The following is a 24626-nucleotide window of genomic DNA, read 5'->3' as shown; positions in this document are numbered from 1 at the left end:
TATGAATATTAAATTACTGAACCCGTTAACATTAGCTTATATGGGAGATGCCGTTTTAGATCAGCATGTTCGAAAATATATCGTACTCAAATTGCGAAGTAAACCCAATCGATTACATCAAATGTCTAAGTTATATGTCTCAGCTAAAAGCCAAGCGCAGACACTTGAAACACTTATTGAGGAAGCATGGTTTACTGAAGAAGAAATGGATATATTAAAGAGAGGGCGCAATGCTAAAAGTTATACTAAAGCTAAAAATACAGACGTTCAAACGTATCGTAAAAGTTCTGCATTAGAAGCGGTAATTGGCTTTTTGTATCTAGAACATAGAGAAGAAAGATTAAAGGTATTACTAGATAAAATCATAGAAATAGTTAACGAGAGGTCGTGAGTACGTGGAAGATATAGTCATCGTTGGTAGACATGCAGTAAAGGAAGCTATTATTTCAGGTCATTCTATAAATAAAATTTTGATTCAAGACGGTATAAAAAAACAACAAATTAACGACATTTTAAAAAATGCAAAAGATCAAAAACTAATTGTACAAACAGTACCAAAATCCAAATTAGATTTTTTATCAACTGCACCTCATCAGGGCGTAGCAGCATTAGTAGCACCATATGAATACGCAGATTTTGATCAGTTTTTGAAGCAACAACAAGAAAAAGATGGTTTATCTACCGTTATCATTCTAGATGGGTTAGAAGATCCACATAATCTTGGATCAATATTAAGAACGTCTGACGCATCAGGTGTGGATGGGGTGATTATCCCTAAACGTCGTTCTGTTTCATTAACTCAAACTGTTGCTAAAGCATCTACAGGTGCTATTCAACATGTGCCAGTGATTAGAGTGACAAATTTAGCCAAAACGATTGATGAATTAAAAAACAATGGTTTTTGGGTTGCAGGTACCGAAGCGAATAACGCAACGGATTATAGAGATTTAGAAGCTGATATGTCATTAGCAATTGTAATTGGTAGTGAAGGGCAAGGTATGAGTAGATTAGTAAGTGATAAATGTGATTTTTATATTAAAATTCCTATGGTCGGTCATGTGAATAGTTTAAATGCATCTGTTGCTGCTAGTTTAATGATGTATGAGGTATTCCGTAAAAGACACTCGAACGGAGATAAATAATGAAAGAACGTTATTTAATAATTGATGGGTATAACATGATTGGCCAATCACCAACATTAAGTAAAATCGCCAAAGAAAACTTAGAAGAGGCGAGAGAGCAACTCATTGATGCAATAGCAAACTATAATGCTGTTATTGCCGATGAAATTGTTTGTGTCTTTGATGCGTATGAACAATCTGGCATAGAAAGAGAATACATGTATCATGGCGTGAAAACTGTATTTACTAAAGAAAAGGAAACAGCAGATAGTTTTATTGAACGGTATGTATATGAATTATACGATAAACATACAACGCATATTACAGTTGTGACGAGTGATATGAGTGAACAACATGCTATTTTTGGTTCAGGTGCTTATCGCGTATCTTCGAGAGAAATGTGGAGAGATTTGAGAGAAAATCAAATAACGGTGAGTAAATCCCTCGAAGATATTACAGAAACTAAACCAAGAACTCGAATTCCGCTATCAGAAGATATACTTGCAGAATTTGAAAAAATAAGAAGAGGAAACCATAAAAAAGACTGATTTAGCAATATTGTTATTTAGATAGTGTTTCATATAGAATAGCCTTAAAATTTTGAAAGGCAACTAAGATATGACACATAAGAATAACAACTTGAAACAACAATTATTATTGTCAAAGTCACAACAATTAGATATAGAATTAAAAGCGATACTTCAACAATTCAATTCTTTTATTATGAGAAGAATTAATTATATTTCTCAAAATGATTTTGAAAAAGACGACCTTTATCAAGAAGTGCTCATCAAAATATATCTAGCGCTTGAGCGCCATCATTTTCAATATGATGATTCGTTTATAAAATATATATCGCGGCTCATCAAATCAGTTAAATGTGATTACTATCGACGGCATTACACTCAACAGAAGCGATATACGAATGTAGTTAATGATGCTGTGGTTGAATATCAAACGAACCTGCTTAATAGAGATCGAGTTGAAAGAGAAATATTAACATGTGAAGCAATCAAACTATTGAACGCGGCGTGTGAGAAATTAACTAAACAAGAACGAGAAGTATTTGAATTTTATAGTAAAGGTTATAAACCAAAAGAAATCGCACATTTACTAGGTATAAAAGACAAAGTAGTTTACAATGCGATACAACGTTGTAAAATGAAAATAAGACATCATTTAGAATATAAATTAAAATAATAGTGTAGTGCGACAACAGTCTATACCCACAAATACTTACTGTGATAGTCATTTATCAGTTTGACATTCATATTTAGATTTATGTATAGTAGACTGGTATATTAATGAGTAAAGGTGAATGAAAGTGAAAAAAGTACCCTTGAATTGTGAAGAGTGTGGCAATAGAAATTATCATGTACCCAAAAAAGAAGGTTCAGCAGTACGATTGACCCTTAAGAAATACTGTTCAAGATGCAATACTCATACAGTACATAAAGAATCAAAATAAACGATATTCAAATTTTAATGACTATTGTTGAAAGATTTGGAGGTTTTATTAGTGGCTAAAAAAGAAAGCTTTTTTCAAGGTGTAAAATCAGAAATGGAAAAGACGAGTTGGCCAACTAAAGAAGAATTGTTTAAATATACTGTTATTGTAGTATCAACAGTAATATTCTTCTTAGTCTTTTTCTATGCCTTAGATTTAGGAATTACAGCATTGAAAAATTTATTAATAGGTTAGGAGTGGCGACATGTCTGAAGAAGTAGGCGCAAAGCGTTGGTATGCAGTGCATACATACTCAGGATATGAAAATAAAGTTAAAAAGAATCTTGAAAAAAGAGTAGAATCAATGAATATGACAGAACAAATCTTTAGAGTTGTCATACCTGAAGAAGAAGAAACACAAGTTAAAGACGGTAAAGCAAAAAAACTTGTGAAGAAAACATTCCCTGGTTATGTACTAGTTGAACTTGTAATGACAGATGAGTCATGGTACGTAGTAAGAAATACACCAGGTGTGACTGGATTTGTCGGTTCAGCTGGAGCTGGTTCAAAACCTAACCCATTACTTCCAGAAGAAGTTCGCTTTATACTTAAACAAATGGGATTAAAAGAAAAAACAATCGATGTCGAGTTAGATGTTGGAGAGCAAGTACGTATTAAATCTGGACCATTCGCAAACCAAGTCGGAGAAGTTCAAGAGATTGAAGCGGAAAAATTCAAATTAACAGTATTAGTTGACATGTTTGGACGTGAAACACCAGTAGAAGTAGAATTCGATCAAATCGAAAAATTATAGTGAGATAAATTAACGTTTTTAAATGTAAAAGTTGAAATTTTACTATTGCTTTTTGAAATAAAAAAGTGTTAAAATAATGTGGTCGCGCTTTTAGAGCGTTCATTTCGTCACGAAATGTTAAGAGTGGGAGGGCAAAACTGAGCCCTGTGACCACATCACGATATCAAGGAGGTGCACATCGTGGCTAAAAAAGTAGAAAAAGTAGTTAAATTACAAATTCCTGCAGGTAAAGCAAATCCAGCACCACCAGTTGGTCCAGCATTAGGTCAAGCAGGTGTGAATATTATGGGATTCTGTAAAGAGTTCAATGCACGTACTCAAGAACAAGCAGGTTTAATCATTCCGGTAGAAATTAGTGTATATGAAGACCGTTCATTTACATTCATTACAAAAACTCCACCGGCTCCAGTACTACTTAAAAAAGCAGCTGGCGTTGAAAAAGGTTCAGGCGAACCTAACAAAAACAAAGTTGCTTCAGTAACTAAAGATCAAGTACGTGAAATTGCTAACAGCAAAATGCAAGACTTAAATGCTGCTGACGAAGAAGCAGCTATGCGTATTATCGAAGGTACTGCTCGTAGTATGGGTATCACTGTAGAATAATAAGCAATCAAATTTAATTTGAAATGAACTGATTTAGACGATAAAAGCAGGTAACAGAATAGGTAAACAATCCATATTGTCTATGACATCTTATTGTACTTTGGTCTCTATGACTGATTTGAATGAGAAACTATCTGTTATCTGCTCTTAACTTGTGGCTAACACAAGTAAATGTGGGAGGAAATTCCGCTAAAACCACTAAAGGAGGAACAATAAATGGCTAAAAAAGGTAAAAAGTATCAAGAAGCAGCTAATAAAGTTGACCGTACTCAATACTATAGTGTTGAAGAAGCAATCAAATTAGCTAAAGAAACAAGCATTGCTAACTTTGACGCATCAGTTGAAGTTGCATTCCGTTTAGGAATTGATACACGTAAAAATGACCAACAAATCCGTGGTGCAGTCGTGCTACCAAACGGAACTGGTAAATCACAACGTGTATTAGTATTCGCAAAAGGTGACAAAATCACTGAAGCTGAAGAAGCAGGCGCAGATTACGTAGGTGAATCTGATTACGTACAAAAAATCCAACAAGGTTGGTTCGACTTTGACGTAGTAGTTGCTACTCCAGACATGATGGGCGAAGTTGGTAAACTTGGTCGTGTATTAGGACCTAAAGGTTTAATGCCAAACCCTAAAACTGGTACTGTAACTATGGATGTTAAAAAAGCTGTTGAAGAAATCAAAGCTGGTAAAGTTGAATATCGTGCTGAAAAAGCTGGTATCGTACATGCTTCTATCGGTAAAGTTTCATTTAGCGATGAAAAATTAGTTGAAAACTTCAAAGCCTTACAAGATGTATTAGCAAAAGCTAAACCATCTTCATCTAAAGGTACTTACTTCAAATCTGTTGCTGTTACAACAACAATGGGTCCTGGAGTAAAAGTTGATACTGCTTCATTCAAACTATAATTTAAATATATTTAAATTACATTAAGCCTAGAACAGTTTATGTTCTAGGCTTGATTTTTGAAAAAAGATAATTGATAATTTTTATAAGCAGTGTAAAATAATTGTATTCGAGTTAATGCTATGCAGGAGATGCTAGAATTATTCCTAAAATCGACAAGCATTAAATTGCACTGAATTAAGGAGTGCCTGAGCATAGCTCATGCATAAGAAACTCTACGCATTAAAATGCATTGAATTAAGGAGCGCCTGAGCAAGGCTCATGCATAAGAAACTCTAAGCATTAAAATGCAAAGAGTTTCTAAAAATATATTGACATATTACAATTAAACGGTTATATTAATTATTGTGATTATTTTACCTAAGACAGTAGGAGTTATTTGATAACTTAAAAACCGATCCTGCCGAGGCTAAAATTGACTTGAACGTGACTATTAAACTTTCAAGCACTTTTTGCCGTGGGTAGAAAGTGCTTTTTTTATTAATCTTAAAAAAAGCACCGAAAAATACTAAATGGAGGTGTCTGAATGTCTGCTATCATTGAAGCTAAAAAACAATTAGTTGATACTATTGCTGATCAACTTAAAAACTCAGTTTCAACAGTGATCGTTGACTACCGTGGATTAACAGTAGCTGAAGTTACTGAATTACGTAAACAATTACGTGAAGCTGGTGTTGAGTATAAAGTATACAAAAACACAATGGTACGTCGCGCAGCTGAAAAAGCTGGAATCGAAGGCTTAGATGAATTCTTAACAGGTCCAACTGCTATTGCAACTTCAACAGAAGATGTTGTAGCTCCAGCAAAAGTTATTGCAGGATTTGCTAAAGAACATGAAGCTTTAGAAGTTAAATCAGGCGTTATGGAAGGAAATGTTATTTCAGCAGAAGAAGTTAAAACTGTTGGTTCATTACCTTCACACGACGGTCTTGTATCTATGCTTTTATCTGTATTACAAGCTCCAGTACGCAACTTCGCTTATGCGGTTAAAGCTGTTGGAGAACAAAAAGAAGAAAGCGCTGAATAATTGCGCATAAAAAATTAAAAATAACGGAGGAATTATAAAATGGCTAATCAAGAACAAATCATTGAAGCAATTAAAGAAATGTCAGTTTTAGAATTAAACGATTTAGTAAAAGCAATTGAAGAAGAATTTGGTGTAACTGCAGCAGCTCCAGTAGCAGCAGCAGGTGCAGCTGGCGGCGGAGAAGCAGCAGCTGAAAAAACTGAATTTGATGTTGAATTAACTTCAGCTGGATCTTCAAAAATCAAAGTTGTTAAAGCTGTTAAAGAAGCAACTGGCTTAGGATTAAAAGATGCTAAAGAATTAGTAGACGGAGCTCCTAAAGTAATCAAAGAAGCTATGCCTAAAGAAGACGCTGAAAAACTTAAAGAACAATTAGAAGAAGTTGGAGCTACAGTAGAATTAAAATAGTTCTAGTTTCCTAACTAAATAATATGGTTATTGATTTTTAAATCGTAATCACATTCTTTGAGAAGTTAAAAACCCCGTTATCGCGATAACGGGGTTTTTAATTCATTTATAGCTAAATTTAGAATGATAGGAATGCAAAAGACTGATAGAGGTGAAGACATGAGTCATTACTACGACGAAAATCCGGAAGTAAAAAGTGATGAAAAACAAATTACTTATGAATGTTATCAACATTCTATTAATTTAACAACAGATAATGGTGTGTTTTCTAGAGATAAAGTGGATTTTGGATCTGATTTACTAATCCAAACATTCTTGAAAGCAAATCCTCCTGGACCGAGTAAAACAATTGCTGATGTAGGTTGTGGATATGGTCCAATTGGACTAATGATTGCTAAAGTATCACCACATCACCATATTACAATGTTAGACGTCAATCGTAGAGCATTAGAATTAGCTAAAAAGAATAAAAAGAAAAATCATATTGAAAATGCGGATATTTTCGAAAGTGATGGCATGACTCAGGTTGATAATAACCAATTTGATTTTGTGTTAACAAATCCGCCAATCAGGGCGGGCAAAACTGTCGTTCATCGTATTTTTGAAGAAGCGTATCAAAAATTGAAAAGTAATGGCGAATTATTTGTTGTTATTCAAAAAAAGCAAGGTATGCCTTCAGCTAAAAAGAAAATGGATGAATTATTTAACAATGTGGAAGTTGTGAATAAAAGCAAAGGATACTATATATTGAAAAGCGTAAAAGCTTGATTTACTAGTATTATTCTGATATAGTTATAAAATGTAAAAATTTATGTTCAATAAGTGTGTACTTTTACGCAAAAACAAATAAGTAAATCAAGATAAATATAGAATAGAAAATGGTGTCATCTGAAGTGTTGCCGTTTTCTTTTTGTCTTTAAATCTTGTGGCACTCTTTGTTTTATTAGTAAAAGCAACCCACACAATTTTTGAGGGGTGAATCTGTTTGGCAGGTCAAGTTGTCCAATATGGAAGACATCGTAAACGTAGAAACTACGCGAGAATTTCAGAAGTATTAGAATTACCGAACTTAATAGAAATTCAAACAAAATCTTACGATTGGTTCCTTAAAGAAGGTTTATTAGAAATGTTTAGAGACATTTCTCCGATTGAAGATTTCACAGGAAACCTATCTTTAGAATTTGTAGATTATAGATTAGGTGAACCAAAATACGACTTAGAAGAATCAAAAAACCGTGACGCTACTTATGCTGCACCTCTTCGTGTAAAAGTACGTCTTATTATTAAAGAAACTGGCGAAGTGAAAGAGCAAGAAGTATTTATGGGTGATTTCCCATTAATGACTGATACAGGTACATTTGTAATTAATGGTGCAGAACGTGTTATCGTATCACAATTAGTACGTTCACCATCCGTATATTTCAATGAAAAACTTGATAAAAACGGACGTGAAAACTACGATGCAACTATCATTCCTAACCGTGGTGCATGGTTAGAATATGAAACTGATGCTAAAGATGTAGTTTATGTACGTATTGATAGAACTCGTAAATTACCATTAACTGTATTGTTAAGAGCATTAGGTTTCTCTAGTGACCAAGAAATCGTTGATTTACTTGGCGACAGTGAATACTTACGCAATACGCTTGAAAAAGATGGTACTGAAAATACTGAACAAGCATTATTAGAAATTTATGAGCGTTTACGCCCTGGCGAACCACCAACAGTTGAAAATGCTAAAAGTTTATTATATTCACGTTTCTTCGATCCAAAACGTTATGACTTAGCAAGCGTTGGTCGTTATAAAGCTAATAAAAAACTTCACTTAAAACACCGTTTATTCAATCAAAAATTAGCAGAACCAATTGTTAATAGTGAAACGGGTGAAATTGTTGTTGAAGAAGGTACAGTTCTTGATCGTCGTAAGTTAGACGAGATCATGGATGTATTAGAAGCAAATGCTAATAGTGAAGTGTTCGAACTAGAAGGAACAGTGATTGATGAACCAGTTGAAATTCAATCAATTAAAGTATATGTTCCAAATGATGATGAAGGTCGTACAACTACAGTGATCGGTAATGCGTTACCGGATTCTGAAGTTAAATGTATTACACCAGCTGACATCATTGCTTCAATGAGTTACTTCTTTAACTTATTAAGTGGTATTGGTTATACAGACGATATTGACCATTTAGGTAATCGTCGTTTACGTTCAGTAGGCGAACTATTACAAAACCAATTCCGTATTGGTTTATCAAGAATGGAGCGTGTGGTACGTGAAAGAATGTCTATTCAAGACACTGATTCAATCACACCACAACAATTAATCAATATTCGCCCAGTTATTGCATCAATAAAAGAATTCTTTGGTAGTTCTCAATTATCACAATTCATGGACCAAGCTAACCCATTAGCAGAGTTGACACATAAACGTCGTTTATCTGCTTTAGGACCTGGTGGTTTAACACGTGAACGTGCACAAATGGAGGTACGTGACGTACACTATTCTCACTATGGTCGTATGTGTCCAATTGAAACGCCAGAGGGTCCAAACATTGGATTAATCAACTCATTATCTAGTTATGCACGTGTAAACGAATTTGGTTTCATTGAAACACCATATCGTAAAGTGGATTTAGACACTAATGCGATTACAGACCAAATTGATTATTTAACTGCTGACGAAGAAGATAGTTATGTTGTTGCCCAAGCGAATTCACGTTTAGATGAAAACGGACGTTTCATAGATGACGAAGTAGTTTGTCGTTTCCGTGGTAATAACACAGTAATGGCTAAAGAAAAAATGGATTACATGGACGTTTCACCTAAGCAGGTTGTTTCAGCCGCTACAGCTTGTATTCCATTCTTAGAAAACGATGACTCTAACCGTGCATTAATGGGTGCGAACATGCAACGTCAAGCAGTACCATTGATGAATCCTGAAGCACCATTCGTTGGTACAGGTATGGAGCATGTTGCTGCGCGTGACTCTGGTGCGGCAATTACAGCTAACCACAGAGGTCGTGTTGAACATGTTGAGTCTAATGAAATCTTAGTACGTCGATTAGTAGAACAAGACGGTCAAGAGTATGAAGGTGAATTAGATCGCTATCCATTAGCGAAATTCAAACGTTCAAACTCAGGTACATGTTACAACCAACGCCCAATTGTTGCTGCAGGTGACATTGTTGAATACAACGAAATCTTAGCCGATGGTCCTTCAATGGAATTAGGTGAAATGGCCTTAGGTCGTAACGTAGTTGTAGGATTCATGACATGGGATGGTTACAACTATGAGGATGCTGTTATCATGAGTGAGCGTCTAGTTAAAGATGACGTATACACTTCTATCCATATTGAAGAATATGAATCAGAAGCACGTGATACTAAACTAGGACCTGAAGAAATTACTCGTGATATTCCTAACGTTTCTGAAAGTGCACTTAAAAACTTAGACGAACGTGGTATTGTATATGTCGGTGCTGAAGTTAAAGATGGAGATATCTTAGTAGGTAAAGTAACGCCTAAAGGGGTTACAGAGCTTACAGCTGAAGAAAGATTATTACATGCTATCTTTGGTGAAAAAGCACGTGAAGTACGTGATACATCATTACGTGTACCACACGGTGCTGGCGGTATCGTATTAGATGTTAAAGTCTTCAATCGTGAAGAAGGAGACGACACATTATCACCAGGTGTTAACCAATTAGTACGTGTTTACATCGTTCAAAAACGTAAAATTCACGTCGGAGATAAAATGTGTGGTCGTCATGGTAATAAAGGTGTCATCTCAAAAATCGTTCCAGAAGAAGATATGCCATATTTACCAGACGGACGTCCAATTGACATCATGTTAAACCCACTAGGTGTACCATCACGTATGAACATCGGACAAGTTCTTGAATTACATTTAGGTATGGCTGCTAAAAACTTAGGCATCCATGTTGCATCTCCAGTATTCGATGGTGCTAATGATGATGACGTATGGTCAACTATCGAAGAAGCTGGCATGGCACGTGACGGTAAAACTGTATTATACGATGGTCGAACTGGTGAACCATTCGACAACCGTATTTCAGTAGGTGTTATGTACATGCTTAAACTTGCACACATGGTTGACGATAAATTACATGCGCGTTCAACTGGTCCATACTCATTAGTAACGCAACAACCACTAGGTGGTAAAGCACAATTTGGTGGACAACGTTTCGGTGAGATGGAGGTATGGGCACTTGAAGCATATGGTGCTGCATACACATTACAAGAAATCTTGACTTATAAATCAGATGATACAGTAGGTCGTGTTAAAACATATGAATCTATTGTTAAAGGCGAAAATATCTCTAGACCAAGTGTTCCTGAATCATTCCGAGTATTGATGAAAGAATTACAAAGTTTAGGATTAGACGTCAAAGTGATGGATGAGCAAGATAACGAAATCGAAATGGCCGACATTGAAGATGAAGATGTAACAGAACGCAAAGTAGATTTACAACAAAAAGATGCGCCAGAATCACAAAAAGAAACTACTGATTAATATGCACTTAAGATAATTAGAATGATAGAGGTGGAGCGATTTTAAATGTCGCTCCTACCTTTCTCAAATTCTATATACTATAAATGTAAATCAATCAAATAGCACAGCTAATCTAAATTGAAGGAGGTAGGCTCCTTGATTGATGTAAATAATTTCCATTATATGAAAATAGGATTAGCTTCACCTGAAAAGATTCGTTCATGGTCTTATGGTGAAGTTAAGAAGCCTGAAACAATTAACTATCGTACGTTAAAACCTGAAAAAGACGGTCTTTTCTGTGAAAGAATATTTGGACCAACTAAAGACTGGGAATGTAGTTGCGGTAAATACAAACGTGTACGCTATAAAGGTATGGTTTGTGATAGATGTGGTGTTGAAGTAACGAAGTCTAAAGTACGTCGTGAAAGAATGGGACACATCGAATTAGCAGCACCAGTATCACACATTTGGTACTTCAAAGGTATTCCAAGCCGTATGGGTCTTTTATTAGATATGTCTCCAAGAGCATTAGAAGAAGTTATTTATTTTGCTTCTTATGTTGTTGTTGATCCAGGCCCAACAGGTTTAGAAAAGAAAACTTTATTATCTGAAGCAGAATTCAGAGATTATTATGATAAATATCCAGGTCAATTTGTAGCTAAAATGGGTGCTGAAGGTATCAGAGACTTATTATCTGAAATTGACTTAGATGAAGAATTAAAAATCTTACGTGATGAATTAGAATCTGCAACAGGACAAAGACTTACTCGTGCTATTAAACGTTTAGAAGTTGTTGAATCATTCCGTAACTCTGGTAATGATCCAGCATGGATGATTTTAGATGTACTTCCTATCATTCCACCTGAAATCCGTCCAATGGTTCAATTAGACGGTGGACGTTTTGCTACAAGTGACTTAAACGATTTATATAGACGTGTTATTAACCGTAATAACCGTTTGAAACGTTTATTAGATCTTGGTGCACCTGGAATCATTGTTCAAAACGAAAAACGTATGTTACAAGAAGCTGTTGATGCTTTAATCGATAATGGTCGTCGTGGCCGTCCTGTAACTGGACCAGGTAACCGTCCATTAAAATCATTGTCACATATGTTAAAAGGTAAACAAGGTCGTTTCCGTCAAAACTTACTTGGTAAACGTGTTGACTATTCAGGTCGTTCCGTTATCGCAGTAGGTCCAAGTCTGAAAATGTATCAATGTGGATTACCTAAAGAAATGGCGCTTGAATTATTTAAACCTTTCGTTATGAAAGAGTTAGTTCAACGTGAAATTGCAACAAATATCAAAAATGCTAAAAGTAAAATTGAACGCATGGATGACGAAGTTTGGGACGTTTTAGAAGAAGTTATCGTAGAACACCCAGTACTACTTAACCGTGCGCCTACGCTTCACAGATTAGGTATCCAAGCATTCGAACCAACATTGGTAGAAGGTCGTGCAATCCGTCTACACCCACTTGTTACTACAGCATATAACGCTGACTTTGATGGTGACCAAATGGCGGTTCACGTTCCATTATCTAAAGAAGCGCAAGCTGAAGCACGTATGTTAATGTTAGCTGCTCAAAATATCTTAAACCCTAAAGATGGTAAACCAGTTGTTACACCATCTCAGGATATGGTATTAGGTAACTACTACTTAACACTTGAACGTACAGACGCAGTTAATACTGGTACTATCTATAATGATACAAACGAAGTATTAAAAGCTTATGCAAATGGATATGTTCACTTACACACTAGAATTGGTGTTCATGCAAGTTCATTCAATAATCCGACATTCACTGAGGAGCAAAATAAGAAAATCTTAGCTACATCAGTAGGTAAAATTATCTTTAATGAAATCATACCTGATTCATTTGCTTATATTAACGAGCCAACTCAAACTAACCTTGAGGGAACAACACCGGATAAATACTTTGTTGACCCAACAGAGTTAGGTGAAGGCGGATTAAAAGAATTCTTTGAAACTAAAGAATTAATTGAACCATTCAATAAAAAATTCTTAGGTAATATCATCGCTGAAGTATTCAACAGATTCAGTATTACTGATACATCTATGATGCTTGACCGTATGAAAGACTTAGGATTCAAGTTCTCATCTAAAGCGGGTATTACTGTTGGTGTATCTGATATCGTGGTATTACCAGATAAAAAAGATATCCTAGATGAACATGAAAAATTAGTTGAACGTGTGACTAAACAATTCAATCGTGGTTTAATCACTGAAGAAGAAAGATACAATGCTGTCGTTGAAATTTGGACAGATGCTAAAGATCAAATTCAAGGTGAATTAATGCAATCACTTGAAAAAACAAACCCAATCTTCATGATGAGTGACTCTGGTGCCCGTGGTAACGCATCTAACTTTACTCAGTTAGCTGGTATGCGTGGATTAATGGCTGCACCATCAGGAAAAATCATTGAATTACCAATCACTTCATCATTCCGTGAAGGTTTAACAGTGTTAGAGTACTTCATCTCTACTCATGGTGCGCGTAAAGGTCTTGCCGATACAGCACTTAAAACAGCTGACTCAGGTTACCTTACTCGTCGTCTTGTTGACGTTGCGCAAGATGTTATTGTACGTGAAGAAGATTGTGGTACTGACCGTGGCTTACTTGTTTCTGACATCAAAGAAGGTACAGAAATGATTGAACCATTCATTGAACGTATCGAAGGGCGTTATTCAAAAGAAACAATTCGTCACCCTGAAACAGATGAAGTTATTATTCGCCCAGACGAATTAATTACTGCGGAAATCGCTAAGAAAATTACTGATGCTGGTATCGAACAAATGTACATCCGTTCAGCATTCACTTGTAATACACGTCATGGTGTATGTGAAAAATGTTATGGTAAAAACCTTGCAACAGGTGAAAAAGTTGAAGTTGGTGAAGCAGTTGGTACAATCGCTGCCCAATCAATCGGTGAACCAGGTACACAGCTTACAATGCGTACCTTCCATACAGGTGGGGTAGCCGGAAGCGATATCACTCAAGGTCTTCCACGTATCCAAGAGATCTTTGAAGCCCGTAACCCTAAAGGTCAAGCGGTAATCACTGAAATCGAAGGTGTAGTAGAAGATATTAAATTAGCGAAAGACCGTCAACAAGAAATTGTTGTTAAAGGTGAAAATGAAACTAGATCTTATCTAGCTTCAGGTACTTCTAGACTTAAAGTGGAAGTAGGACAATCAGTTGAACGTGGTGAAGTATTAACAGAAGGTTCAATCGAACCGAAAAACTACTTATCAGTTGCTGGTTTAAATGCTACAGAAAGCTACTTATTAAAAGAAGTACAAAAAGTTTACCGTATGCAAGGTGTTGAAATTGATGATAAACACGTTGAGGTTATGGTTAGACAAATGTTACGTAAAGTACGTATCATCGAAGCAGGAGATACTAAGTTATTACCTGGTTCATTAGTTGATATTCACAACTTTACTGACGCTAACAGAGATGCATTTAAAGAACGTAAACGCCCTGCAACTGCTAAGCCAGTATTGCTTGGTATTACAAAAGCTTCTCTTGAAACAGAAAGCTTCTTATCTGCAGCTTCATTCCAAGAAACAACTCGTGTTCTTACTGATGCAGCTATTAAAGGTAAACGCGATGACTTACTTGGTCTTAAAGAAAATGTTATTATTGGTAAACTTATCCCAGCTGGTACAGGTATGAGACGTTATAGTGACGTTCAATACGATAAAAATGTAGCGCCAGTTGCTAGTTCTGAAGAAGAAGTAGAAGTTACTGAATAATTGATATAACGATCAAGAGGTTAGACTTAGTTCTAACCTCTTGATTCTTATTTATTTCATAAAAACACGAATAAATATTGACTATTGTACTGTAACAATGTTAATATATTATAGGTTGATGCAAGCAGAACTTTGGAGGATATTGAACATGTCTAATGAAAAAGTTGCACGCTTTAACAAACAACAATATGTAGTTGGTCTTAAGGAAACGCTCAAAGCGTTGAATAAAGATCAAGTTACATCATTGATTATTGCTCGAGACGTAGAAGTTCATCTAATGACTCGCGTGTTAAGCCAAATCAATCAAAAAAATATACCATATACACTTTTCTCATCTAAGAAAGAATTAGGAGAATATGTAGGTATCAATGTAAATGCAACAATCGTTGCTATATTGAATGAGAATTAGTAAGTGTCTGCTTACTAAATTTTATTTAACCTTAAAATGAACCACCTGGATGTGTGGGATTAAAAAATGAAGAGAGGAGGACATATTCAATGCCAACTATTAACCAATTAGTACGTAAACCAAGACAAAGCAAATCAAAAAAATCTGATTCACCAGCTTTAAACAGAGGTTTTAACAGTAAGAAGAAACAATTCACTGAATTGAATTCTCCACAAAAACGTGGCGTATGTACTCGTGTGGGTACTATGACACCTAAAAAACCTAACTCAGCGTTACGTAAATATGCACGTGTGCGTTTATCAAACAATATTGAAATCAACGCATACATTCCTGGTATCGGCCATAACTTACAAGAACACAGTGTTGTACTTGTACGTGGTGGACGTGTAAAAGACTTACCTGGTGTGCGTTACCATATTGTACGTGGTGCACTTGATACTTCAGGTGTAGATGGACGTAGACAAGGTCGTTCATTATACGGAACTAAAAAACCTAAAAATTAATTTTTAAGATTACGTAAATTTTAAAAATAATTAATCACAATATACTATAATAGGAAGGGAGGATTTACATTATGCCTCGTAAAGGATCAGTACCTAAAAGAGACGTATTACCAGATCCAATTCATAACTCAAAATTAGTTACAAAATTAATTAACAAAATTATGTTAGATGGTAAACGCGGAACAGCTCAAAGAATTCTTTATTCAGCATTCGACCTAGTTGAAGAACGTAGTGGTCGTCAAGCTATTGAAGTATTCGAAGAAGCAATTGAAAACATTATGCCAGTATTAGAAGTTAAAGCTCGTCGTGTGGGTGGTTCAAACTACCAAGTACCTGTTGAGGTACGCCCAGAACGTCGTTCTACTTTAGGATTACGTTGGTTAGTTAACTATGCGCGTCTTCGTGGTGAAAAAACTATGGAAGAACGTTTAGCTAACGAAATCTTAGATGCAGCAAATAATACAGGTGGTGCAGTTAAGAAACGTGAGGACACTCACAAAATGGCTGAAGCTAACAAAGCATTTGCTCACTACCGTTGGTAAGATTAAAGCTTTTACCCTGAGCGTGTTCCGTAACATTGGTTTACCAATAATGGCTCATGCTTAGGGCATCGCCATATCTAAAGTACTTATTCAGTAATAACTGGAAGGAGAAAAAATACATGGCAAGAGAATTTTCTTTGAAAAATACTCGTAATATCGGTATCATGGCTCACATTGATGCTGGTAAAACTACTACGACAGAACGTATTCTTTATTACACAGGTCGTATCCACAAAATTGGTGAAACACACGAAGGTGCTTCACAAATGGACTGGATGGAACAAGAGCAAGACCGTGGTATTACTATCACATCTGCAGCAACAACTGCAGCTTGGGACGGCCACCGTGTAAATATCATCGATACACCAGGACACGTAGACTTCACAGTTGAGGTTGAACGTTCATTACGTGTACTTGACGGTGCGGTTACAGTACTTGATGCTCAATCAGGTGTTGAACCACAAACTGAAACAGTTTGGCGTCAGGCTACAACATACGGGGTACCTCGTATCGTTTTCATCAACAAAATGGATAAATTAGGTGCAAACTTTGAATACTCTGTAAGCACATTACATGATCGTTTACAAGCTAATGCTGCACCTATCCAATTACCTATCGGTGCTGAAGATGAATTCGAAGCTATCATTGACTTAGTTGAAATGAAATGCTTCAAATACACTAATGACTTAGGTACAGAAATTGATGAAATTGAAATTCCTGAAGATCACAAAGAAAGAGCTGAAGAAGCTCGTTCAACATTAATTGAAGCAGTAGCTGAAACTAATGATGAATTAATGGAAAAATATCTTGGTGATGAAGAAATTTCAGTAGAAGAATTAAAAAATGCAATCCGTCAAGCTACAACTGACGTAGAATTCTACCCAGTTCTTTGCGGTACTGCATTCAAAAACAAAGGTGTTCAATTAATGCTTAACGCTGTAATTGATTACCTACCATCTCCTTTAGATGTTAAACCAATCGTTGGTCACCGTGCTAATGATCCTGAAGAAGAAGTAATTGCTAAACCAGACGATTCAGCTGAATTCGCTGCATTAGCATTCAAAGTTATGACTGACCCTTATGTTGGTAAATTAACTTTCTTCCGTGTTTACTCAGGTACTTTAAGCTCAGGTTCTTACGTGAAGAACTCATCTAAAGACAAACGTGAACGTGTAGGTCGTTTATTACAAATGCACGCTAACTCACGTCAAGAGATTGACACTGTTTACTCAGGCGATATCGCTGCTGCTGTAGGTCTTAAAGAAACAGGTACTGGTGATACTTTATGTGGAGAGAAAAATGACATTATCTTGGAATCAATGGAATTCCCAGAGCCAGTTATCCACTTATCAGTTGAACCAAAATCTAAAGCTGACCAAGATAAAATGACTCAAGCTTTAGTTAAATTACAAGAAGAAGACCCAACTTTCCATGCACATACTGACGAAGAAACTGGACAAGTTATCATCGGTGGTATGGGTGAATTACACTTAGACATCTTAGTTGACCGTATGAAGAAAGAATTCAACGTTGAATGTAATGTTGGTGCGCCAATGGTTTCATATCGTGAAACATTTAAACAATCAGCACAAGTTCAAGGTAAATTCTCTCGTCAATCTGGTGGTCGTGGTCAATACGGTGATGTTCACATTGAATTCACACCTAACGAAACAGGTGGCGGTTTCGAATTCGAAAACGCTATCGTCGGTGGTGTAGTTCCTCGTGAATACATTCCATCAGTTGAAGCTGGTCTTAAAGATGCAATGGAAAACGGTGTATTAGCTGGTTATCCTTTAATCGATGTTAAAGCTAAATTATTTGATGGTTCATACCATGATGTCGATTCATCTGAAATGGCCTTCAAAATTGCTGCATCATTAGCACTTAAAGAAGCTGCTAAAAAATGTGATCCAGTTATCTTAGAACCAATGATGAAAGTAACAATCGAAATGCCTGAAGAATACATGGGTGATATCATGGGTGACGTAACTGCTCGTCGTGGACGTGTAGACGGTATGGAACCTCGTGGTAATGCACAAGTTGTAAATGCTTATGTACCACTTTCAGAAATGTTCGGTTATGCTACATCATTACGTTCAAACACTCAAGGTCGCGGTACTTACACTATGTACTTTGACCACTATGCAGAAGTTCCAAAATCAATTTCTGAAGAAATCATTAAGAAAAATAAAGGCGAATAATATAACTTGTCATTACTAGCTATGCTAGGTTAAAATACAGGTTGAGCTTAGTTATAGGCTAATCGTTTTTATGAATTGATTTTTGTGGGTAAATGCATTATAAAGGAAATATGAATTAAGTAGTATTTCTTTTAGACTCAACTTAATCAAACATCTTCTCATGATGGTGAGAAACTATCATGAGAGATAAATTTGAAAATAACTTTTATTAAGAATAGGAGAGATTTAATAATGGCAAAAGAAAAATTTGATCGCTCAAAAGAACATGCCAATATTGGTACTATCGGTCACGTTGACCATGGTAAAACAACTTTAACAGCTGCTATCGCAACTGTATTAGCTAAGAATGGTGACACTGTTGCACAATCATACGACATGATTGACAACGCACCAGAAGAAAAAGAACGTGGTATTACAATCAATACTGCACACATCGAATATCAAACTGACAAACGTCACTATGCTCACGTTGACTGCCCAGGACACGCTGACTATGTTAAAAACATGATCACTGGTGCTGCGCAAATGGACGGCGGTATCTTAGTTGTATCTGCAGCTGATGGTCCAATGCCACAAACTCGTGAACACATTCTTTTATCACGTAACGTTGGTGTACCAGCTTTAGTTGTATTCTTAAACAAAGTTGATATGGTAGACGACGAAGAATTATTAGAATTAGTAGAAATGGAAGTTCGTGACTTATTATCTGAATATGACTTCCCAGGTGACGACGTACCTGTAATCGCTGGTTCAGCATTAAAAGCTTTAGAAGGCGACGAAAAATACGAAGAAAAAATCTTAGAATTAATGCAAGCAGTTGATGACTACATTCCAACTCCAGAACGTGATTCTGACAAACCATTCATGATGCCAGTTGAGGACGTATTCTCAATCACTGGTCGTGGTACTGTTGCTACAGGCCGTGTTGAACGTGGTCAAATCAAAGTTGGTGAAGAAGTTGAAATCATCGGTTTACATGACACTTCTAAAACAACTGTTACTGGTGTAGAAATGTTCCGTAAGTTATTAGACTACGCTGAAGCTGGTGACAACATCGGTGCTTTATTACGTGGTGTTGCTCGTGAAGACGTACAACGTGGTCAAGTATTAGCTGCTCCTGGTTCAATTACACCACATACAAAATTCAAAGCGGAAGTTTACGTTTTATCTAAAGACGAAGGTGGACGTCACACTCCATTCTTCAGTAACTACCGCCCACAATTCTATTTCCGTACTACTGACGTAACTGGCGTTGTTCAATTACCAGAAGGTACTGAAATGGTTATGCCTGGTGATAACGTTGAAATGACAGTAGAATTAATCGCTCCTATCGCGATTGAAGACGGTACTCGTTTCTCAATCCGTGAAGGTGGACGTACTGTAGGATCAGGCGTTGTAACTGAAATCCACGAATAATTTTATTATTCGATATATCAAAGACCCCATTACGGGGTCTTTTTTTATTTCTATAAATACATAACCTTACCGTCGATTTGTTTACCATTAAAAAATCCACTTTTTACCTTTGATTTAGGTAATAAGTGGATGACTTGTGTGATAAATGTTAAATATTTACAAGGTTATATTTTAAAATACATTTTCAAGTTCTAAAACTTTTAAAAATTCACTGGCAGCATATTTAAATGATGATTCATCGATATCGAAATAAGGATTATGATGAGGTGCAGTAATATTTTTATCTTGATTACCACATCCTGTTAAGAAAAATGCGCCTGGTCTGACTTTTAAATAGTGAGAGAAGTCTTCTCCAATCATCATTAAATCAGATTCATTAAAGCGTAAATGCATATCATTGGCTGCTTGTTTAACAACTTCATATGCTTGTTGATGATTATGAAGTGGTAAATAACCTTTAATGTAATTAAAATCATAAGTGATATCGTTAGCTACCGCTAAACCTTGTAATAATTTGTCCATCTTAGTTTTGATATGGTTTTGTAAATTAGTGTCGAAGGTACGTACTGTTCCTTTGCAAAACGTACTATCAGGTATCACACTATCTGAAGAGCCTGCTTGAACCATACCAAACGTTAATACCGCTTGTTTTACTGGATCGATGGTACGAGAAACTATCTTCTGAGCACTTAAAATAAATTCAGCCATAATGACAATAGGATCAATGGTTTCTTGAGGTTTAGCACCATGACCGCCTCTGCCTTGTATCGTGATACTAAATTCGTCAGGTGAGGCCATAATGGGTCCTGGACGAGAATAAATAGTACCTGTTGGATAACCGCTCCATAGATGTGTGCCATAAATCTTATCAACGTCTTGTAAGCATCCATCATTAATCATTTCTTGTGAACCACCGGGCATAATTTCTTCACCGTATTGGAATATGAAAACAACATTACCTTTTAATAAGTGACGATGTTCATTTACGATTTCTGCAACGCCTAATAATATAGCTGTATGTCCATCGTGTCCACATGCATGCATGCAACCATCATTTTTAGATTTATAAGGTACATCGTTTAATTCTTGAACAGGTAGTGCATCAAAGTCTGCTCTAAAGGCGATGGTTGGCCCTTCACCTTTTCCTTTAAAAGTAGCTTTAATACCGTTTCTACCTACTGGCGTTTGAATGTCACATGACAATTGGCTAAGTTGGTTAACTATATAGTCATGTGTTTGCTTTTCTTCAAAAGAAAGTTCAGGATATTGGTGTAAATAACGTCTTAATTGAATCATTCTCTTTTCTTTTTTACTAGCCAATTGAAACCAATCAAACAAAACTATCACTTCTTCCGTATTATTATGATAATTAGTATATCATTATCTAATAAGACAAAATAGTTCAAAATGAATATTTAGTATTAAAAATACAATAAGTGATAAGGCTTTCATGAATGGCGAAATTAAGGTATTATAAAGGTAAATAGAGATACAAGGGGGATATGGTTGTGGTTCAATCATTACATGATTTTTTAAATGAAAATATTAACTACTTGAAAGAGAATGGATTGTACAATGAAATCGATTCAATTGAAGGTGCAAATGGTCCAGAAATTAAAATTGATGGTAAAACTTACGTTAACTTGTCATCAAATAACTATTTGGGATTAGCAACAAATGAAGATTTAAAAGAAGCTGCTAAAGCTGCCATTGATTCACATGGTGTTGGTGCAGGGGCTGTTCGTTCAATTAATGGTACATTAGATTTACATGATGAATTAGAAGAAACACTAGCGAAATTTAAAGGTACAGAAGCAGCAATTGCTTATCAATCTGGTTTCAATTGTAATATGGCTGCGATTTCAGCAGTAATGAATAAAAACGATGCTATTCTATCTGATGAACTAAATCATGCTTCTATTATAGATGGTTGTCGTTTATCGAAAGCTAAAATCATTCGTGTTAACCACTCAGATATGGATGATTTAAGAGCTAAAGCTAAAGAAGCAGTAGAATCAGGTCAATATAACAAAGTAATGTATATTACTGATGGCGTATTTAGTATGGATGGCGATGTTGCCAAATTACCAGAAATTGTTAAAATCGCAGAAGAATTTGGTTTATTAACTTATGTTGATGATGCACATGGTTCTGGAGTAATGGGCAAAGGCGCTGGTACAGTTAAACACTTTGGTTTACAAGATAAAATCGATTTCCAAATTGGTACATTATCTAAAGCAATTGGTGTTGTAGGTGGCTATGTAGCGGGTACTAAAGAACTTATTGATTGGTTAAAAGCACAATCTCGTCCATTCTTATTCTCAACTTCATTAGCACCTGGAGATACTAAAGCAATTACAGAAGCAGTTAAAAAATTAATGGCTTCTACTGAGTTACATGATCAATTATGGGAAAATGCGCAATATCTTAAAGATGGCTTAGCTAAGTTAGGATTTAACACTGGTGAGTCTGAAACACCAATTACTCCTGTGATTATCGGTGATGAAAAAGATACTCAAGTATTCAGTAAACGCCTTAAAGAAGAAGGTATTTATGTTAAGTCTATCGTATTCCCTACAGTGCCAAAAGGTACAGGTAGAGTTAGAAATATGCCTACTGCAGCACATACAAAAGAAATGTTAGATAAAGCTATAGAAGCATATGAAAAAGTTGGTAAAGAACTTAACATTATTTAATCGATTTATTCAACAAATTAAGCACTCGTATTTTGCGGGTGCTTTTTAATTTTATTGGAGTGGAAACAATGGGTGAAATTCGACAACTTACATATGATGATGAATCACAATTTCTAAAGTATATTAATGAATGGTATGAAAATGAAGAAAAAATTGTCCCTGGTAATATAGATTTTAAAAAATATACAGGCTTTAAAGAAATGGTAGATCATATTAATAAGCCTAAGCCTAGAGAAGATTGGGTGGAAACAAGTACAATGTTTTACTTTAAAGATGAAGCGATTGTAGGCGCGGTTAATATTCGCTATCAACTAAATGAATCGTTAACTCGGATAGGCGGACATGTAGGCTATGGTGTAGCATCATCACAACGCGGTAAAGGCTATGCAAAAGAAATGTTGGGTCATGCTTTAGATATATTGAAAACAAAACAAGTTAAATATGTATTAATGACATGTAATCCTAAGAATTTCAGCTCTCAAAAAGTGATCTTGTATTATGGTGGCTATGAAATAGAACCATATATCAAAAAGAATGGTGCACCTGTAAAACGGTACCATATTCCAATCAATTAATTATATGCAAAAAAACATTCCCCAAAATAAGAGAATGTGTGTCGTCAAAAGTTAAATTAAATAGTTTTGTTTAAATAAACAAAATCGCAGAGATGGTAAAGACATTTGTCTAACTATCTCTTTATTTATGTTTTTAAGAATAGCATGAATATGCGTGCAGAACAATATAAACTTTAAATTACCGACATTTTTCATTAAAATATCGGGTAAAGATGAGTATAAATGTATGAAGATACGATAATTATGTAAGATGGAGGACAGAATATGTTATATTTAACTGAAAATGATCAACAGCAATTACTCAATATGCGTGAAGTGATAGATGAAGTAGCAGAATCACTCAAAGCCTTTTCTGAAGGTAAAACTGAAACGCCATTACGCTATTCGATTCCGTTTAATGAGGATAATAGATATTTAGTCATGCCTGCGCTATCTGATGCGCTAAAAATTGTTGGATTAAAGACAGTGACCTTTGCACCTAAAAACCCGGAAAAAGGTAAATCGACCATAAGTGGCTCAGTTATTTTAAGTGATTATGAAACAGGGGAAACTTTGTCTGTTTTAGATGGTGGATATTTAACTAAAATAAGAACGGGTGCCATATCTGGTGTTGCAACAAAATATTTATCTAGAGAAGATGCAAGTGCTTTATGTGTAATTGGTGCCGGCGAACAAGCTGAAGGACTAATTGCGGCTGTTTTAGCAGTTAGAAAAATTAATACGATTCATTTTGCTAGTAGAACGACGGAGAAAGCAGAAAGATTAGCAAAACAAACAAAAGATTTATATGATGTTAATGTTGAAGTATTTGAAGATGCAAATCAGGCAATTGAAGGGACAGATATCGTTGTCACTGCTACTAATTCATCAACTCCGGTTTTCGATAGAACATTAGATCCAGGTGTTCATTTAAATGCGGTAGGTTCTTTTAAACCTGACATGCAAGAGTTACCAACAGAATCTATGATGGTTGCGAATAAAATTGTCGTAGAATCAACAGAAGCAGCAATGGAAGAAACAGGAGATTTAAAAATTCCCGAACAAGAAGGCGTATTAACACAAGATATGTTACACGCAGAGCTCGGGGATATTGTGGCAGGTCGTAAACAAGGTAGAACAGATGAGAAAGAAGTCACGCTATTTAAATCAGTGGGACTAGCAATTGTAGATATTGTCGTAGCTAATTACTTTTATAAAAAAGCACAGAAATAAAAGAAATCAGGCTAGGATATAAATATATATTTCAATTTACATTCATATTTAGGTCGTAGTTGACTTACACATGAGTATTGACTCATGTGTTCAAATTAAGCTTTAGAGGTATACATGAACTAAAGTTCATGCATAAAACCGTCTAAGTAATAAATTACAAAGACGGTCTAATGTACCAAGATTTTTTATTTCTAGTCAACCTTGCCGGGGGGCGGGGACGGGCCCCCAAACATAGAGAATTTCGAAAAGAAAATCTACAGACAATGCAAGTTGGGGATGGACAACGATAAATAAATACTTTTCTTTAGAAATTAGTATCTCTTATGCATGAGTTTCACTCATGTATTTCTATTTTAAAGTACACATTAGCTATGGCTAATGCGTAAGAACCACTACATAATATATGATTAGTGGTTCTTTATTTTTTCTGTCCCACTCTTATTATC

At 35.6% G+C, this 24626-nt stretch carries 23 protein-coding genes and 1 other annotated feature; of the genes, 22 read left to right on the top strand and 1 reads right to left on the bottom strand.

Annotated features, from left to right (window positions below; all coding sequences use genetic code 11):
• Position 1: 1 nt before the first annotated feature.
• From EL082_RS10740 to tuf, 19 genes are all read left to right on the top strand, one after another.
• Positions 2 to 391 carry a Mini-ribonuclease 3 gene (locus EL082_RS10740; protein WP_049415292.1) on the top strand — a complete coding sequence of 130 codons (390 nt, stop codon included), beginning with the start codon at positions 2 to 4 and terminating at the stop codon, positions 389 to 391.
• Positions 392 to 395: 4 nt separating this feature from the next.
• Positions 396 to 1142 (top strand): 23S rRNA (guanosine(2251)-2'-O)-methyltransferase RlmB, encoded by a 747-nt coding sequence (gene rlmB / locus EL082_RS10735; RefSeq protein WP_103286246.1) that lies wholly within the window; start codon positions 396 to 398, stop codon positions 1140 to 1142.
• Positions 1142 to 1669 carry an NYN domain-containing protein gene (locus tag EL082_RS10730; RefSeq protein WP_002465578.1) on the top strand — a complete coding sequence of 176 codons (528 nt, stop codon included), beginning with the start codon at positions 1142 to 1144 and terminating at the stop codon, positions 1667 to 1669. The genes rlmB and EL082_RS10730 overlap by 1 nt, the downstream gene beginning before the upstream one ends.
• A 70-nt stretch (positions 1670 to 1739) precedes the next feature.
• Entirely contained in the window at positions 1740 to 2321 is a 582-nt protein-coding gene (locus EL082_RS10725) for a sigma-70 family RNA polymerase sigma factor (protein WP_049415277.1), read from the top strand.
• Positions 2322 to 2445: 124 nt separating this feature from the next.
• Entirely contained in the window at positions 2446 to 2589 is a 144-nt protein-coding gene (rpmG, locus tag EL082_RS10720) for a 50S ribosomal protein L33 (RefSeq protein WP_080983261.1), read from the top strand.
• A gap of 51 nt (positions 2590 to 2640) precedes the next feature.
• Positions 2641 to 2823 (top strand): preprotein translocase subunit SecE, encoded by a 183-nt coding sequence (gene secE / locus EL082_RS10715; protein ID WP_002451212.1) that lies wholly within the window; start codon positions 2641 to 2643, stop codon positions 2821 to 2823.
• A 10-nt stretch (positions 2824 to 2833) separates the two neighbouring features.
• The gene (gene nusG, locus EL082_RS10710) at positions 2834 to 3382 is read left to right on the top strand and encodes a transcription termination/antitermination protein NusG (RefSeq protein ID WP_002451213.1); all 549 of its coding nucleotides are present in this window, start codon (positions 2834 to 2836) and stop codon (positions 3380 to 3382) included.
• Positions 3383 to 3562: 180 nt separating this feature from the next.
• On the top strand, positions 3563 to 3985 hold the full coding sequence (gene rplK / locus EL082_RS10705) for a 50S ribosomal protein L11 (protein ID WP_002451214.1): 423 nt from the start codon (positions 3563 to 3565) through the stop codon (positions 3983 to 3985).
• Positions 3986 to 4201: 216 nt separating this feature from the next.
• Entirely contained in the window at positions 4202 to 4897 is a 696-nt protein-coding gene (gene rplA, locus EL082_RS10700) for a 50S ribosomal protein L1 (RefSeq protein ID WP_002451215.1), read from the top strand.
• A gap of 339 nt (positions 4898 to 5236) precedes the next feature.
• Positions 5237 to 5382, top strand: a sequence feature (ribosomal protein L10 leader region).
• Between the two features lie 39 nt (positions 5383 to 5421).
• On the top strand, positions 5422 to 5922 hold the full coding sequence (rplJ, locus tag EL082_RS10690; protein WP_002451216.1) for a 50S ribosomal protein L10: 501 nt from the start codon (positions 5422 to 5424) through the stop codon (positions 5920 to 5922).
• A gap of 39 nt (positions 5923 to 5961) precedes the next feature.
• Positions 5962 to 6330, top strand: coding sequence for a 50S ribosomal protein L7/L12 (rplL, locus tag EL082_RS10685; protein ID WP_002451217.1), 369 nt, complete (start codon positions 5962 to 5964; stop codon positions 6328 to 6330).
• A gap of 159 nt (positions 6331 to 6489) precedes the next feature.
• A complete protein-coding gene (locus EL082_RS10680; protein WP_049415296.1) occupies positions 6490 to 7098 on the top strand; it encodes a class I SAM-dependent methyltransferase in 609 nt (202 codons plus the stop codon).
• Between the two features lie 217 nt (positions 7099 to 7315).
• Complete coding sequence (gene rpoB, locus EL082_RS10675; RefSeq protein ID WP_019235790.1) at positions 7316 to 10867, top strand: DNA-directed RNA polymerase subunit beta; 3552 nt, start codon at positions 7316 to 7318, stop codon at positions 10865 to 10867.
• 162 nt (positions 10868 to 11029) lie between these two features.
• A complete protein-coding gene (rpoC, locus tag EL082_RS10670; protein ID WP_161767509.1) occupies positions 11030 to 14626 on the top strand; it encodes a DNA-directed RNA polymerase subunit beta' in 3597 nt (1198 codons plus the stop codon).
• Positions 14627 to 14774: 148 nt separating this feature from the next.
• Positions 14775 to 15035, top strand: a complete 261-nt coding sequence (locus EL082_RS10665) for a ribosomal L7Ae/L30e/S12e/Gadd45 family protein (RefSeq protein ID WP_002451221.1) — start codon at positions 14775 to 14777, stop codon at positions 15033 to 15035.
• Positions 15036 to 15124: 89 nt separating this feature from the next.
• Positions 15125 to 15538, top strand: a complete 414-nt coding sequence (gene rpsL / locus EL082_RS10660) for a 30S ribosomal protein S12 (RefSeq protein WP_002451222.1) — start codon at positions 15125 to 15127, stop codon at positions 15536 to 15538.
• Between the two features lie 71 nt (positions 15539 to 15609).
• Positions 15610 to 16080 carry a 30S ribosomal protein S7 gene (gene rpsG, locus EL082_RS10655; protein WP_002451223.1) on the top strand — a complete coding sequence of 157 codons (471 nt, stop codon included), beginning with the start codon at positions 15610 to 15612 and terminating at the stop codon, positions 16078 to 16080.
• A 119-nt stretch (positions 16081 to 16199) separates the two neighbouring features.
• Positions 16200 to 18281 carry an elongation factor G gene (gene fusA, locus EL082_RS10650; protein WP_002465568.1) on the top strand — a complete coding sequence of 694 codons (2082 nt, stop codon included), beginning with the start codon at positions 16200 to 16202 and terminating at the stop codon, positions 18279 to 18281.
• A 231-nt stretch (positions 18282 to 18512) separates the two neighbouring features.
• Positions 18513 to 19697, top strand: a complete 1185-nt coding sequence (tuf, locus tag EL082_RS10645) for an elongation factor Tu (protein ID WP_002451225.1) — start codon at positions 18513 to 18515, stop codon at positions 19695 to 19697.
• A 171-nt stretch (positions 19698 to 19868) separates the two neighbouring features.
• On the opposite strand, the gene EL082_RS10640 is transcribed toward tuf, so the two are convergent.
• Complete coding sequence (locus tag EL082_RS10640; protein WP_049415287.1) at positions 19869 to 21035, bottom strand: M20 family metallopeptidase; 1167 nt, start codon at positions 21033 to 21035, stop codon at positions 19869 to 19871.
• Positions 21036 to 21205: 170 nt separating this feature from the next.
• On the opposite strand from EL082_RS10640, the gene EL082_RS10635 reads away from it, so the two are divergent.
• The 3 genes from EL082_RS10635 to EL082_RS10625 all read left to right on the top strand — a co-directional run bounded on the left by EL082_RS10635 (position 21206) and on the right by EL082_RS10625 (position 24180).
• On the top strand, positions 21206 to 22393 hold the full coding sequence (locus EL082_RS10635) for a glycine C-acetyltransferase (RefSeq protein ID WP_002465576.1): 1188 nt from the start codon (positions 21206 to 21208) through the stop codon (positions 22391 to 22393).
• Between the two features lie 68 nt (positions 22394 to 22461).
• Entirely contained in the window at positions 22462 to 22968 is a 507-nt protein-coding gene (locus EL082_RS10630) for a GNAT family N-acetyltransferase (protein ID WP_002465582.1), read from the top strand.
• Between the two features lie 264 nt (positions 22969 to 23232).
• Positions 23233 to 24180 (top strand): ornithine cyclodeaminase family protein, encoded by a 948-nt coding sequence (locus tag EL082_RS10625; RefSeq protein WP_002465545.1) that lies wholly within the window; start codon positions 23233 to 23235, stop codon positions 24178 to 24180.
• Positions 24181 to 24626 lie beyond the last annotated feature (446 nt).

Origin of the sequence: Staphylococcus warneri (assembly GCF_900636385.1) — a bacterium.
In the GTDB taxonomy this organism is placed as follows: domain Bacteria; phylum Bacillota; class Bacilli; order Staphylococcales; family Staphylococcaceae; genus Staphylococcus; species Staphylococcus warneri.
Note: the sequence above shows the minus strand (reverse complement) of the source record. Positions and strands in the feature narration are given on the sequence as shown.

Excerpts from the sequence above, each read along its gene's own strand:
- EL082_RS10740 (WP_049415292.1), top strand. The coding sequence starts at position 2 with ATGAATATTAAATTACTGAACCCGTTAACATTAGCTTATATGGGAGAT.
- EL082_RS10730 (WP_002465578.1), top strand. The coding sequence starts at position 1,142 with ATGAAAGAACGTTATTTAATAATTGATGGGTATAACATGATTGGCCAA.
- EL082_RS10725 (WP_049415277.1), top strand. The coding sequence starts at position 1,740 with ATGACACATAAGAATAACAACTTGAAACAACAATTATTATTGTCAAAG.
- nusG (WP_002451213.1), top strand. The coding sequence starts at position 2,834 with ATGTCTGAAGAAGTAGGCGCAAAGCGTTGGTATGCAGTGCATACATAC.
- rplA (WP_002451215.1), top strand. The coding sequence starts at position 4,202 with ATGGCTAAAAAAGGTAAAAAGTATCAAGAAGCAGCTAATAAAGTTGAC.
- rplJ (WP_002451216.1), top strand. The coding sequence starts at position 5,422 with ATGTCTGCTATCATTGAAGCTAAAAAACAATTAGTTGATACTATTGCT.
- rplL (WP_002451217.1), top strand. The coding sequence starts at position 5,962 with ATGGCTAATCAAGAACAAATCATTGAAGCAATTAAAGAAATGTCAGTT.
- EL082_RS10680 (WP_049415296.1), top strand. The coding sequence starts at position 6,490 with ATGAGTCATTACTACGACGAAAATCCGGAAGTAAAAAGTGATGAAAAA.
- rpoC (WP_161767509.1), top strand. The coding sequence starts at position 11,030 with ATGAAAATAGGATTAGCTTCACCTGAAAAGATTCGTTCATGGTCTTAT.
- EL082_RS10665 (WP_002451221.1), top strand. The coding sequence starts at position 14,775 with ATGTCTAATGAAAAAGTTGCACGCTTTAACAAACAACAATATGTAGTT.
- rpsL (WP_002451222.1), top strand. The coding sequence starts at position 15,125 with ATGCCAACTATTAACCAATTAGTACGTAAACCAAGACAAAGCAAATCA.
- rpsG (WP_002451223.1), top strand. The coding sequence starts at position 15,610 with ATGCCTCGTAAAGGATCAGTACCTAAAAGAGACGTATTACCAGATCCA.
- fusA (WP_002465568.1), top strand. The coding sequence starts at position 16,200 with ATGGCAAGAGAATTTTCTTTGAAAAATACTCGTAATATCGGTATCATG.
- tuf (WP_002451225.1), top strand. The coding sequence starts at position 18,513 with ATGGCAAAAGAAAAATTTGATCGCTCAAAAGAACATGCCAATATTGGT.
- EL082_RS10630 (WP_002465582.1), top strand. The coding sequence starts at position 22,462 with ATGGGTGAAATTCGACAACTTACATATGATGATGAATCACAATTTCTA.
- EL082_RS10625 (WP_002465545.1), top strand. The coding sequence starts at position 23,233 with ATGTTATATTTAACTGAAAATGATCAACAGCAATTACTCAATATGCGT.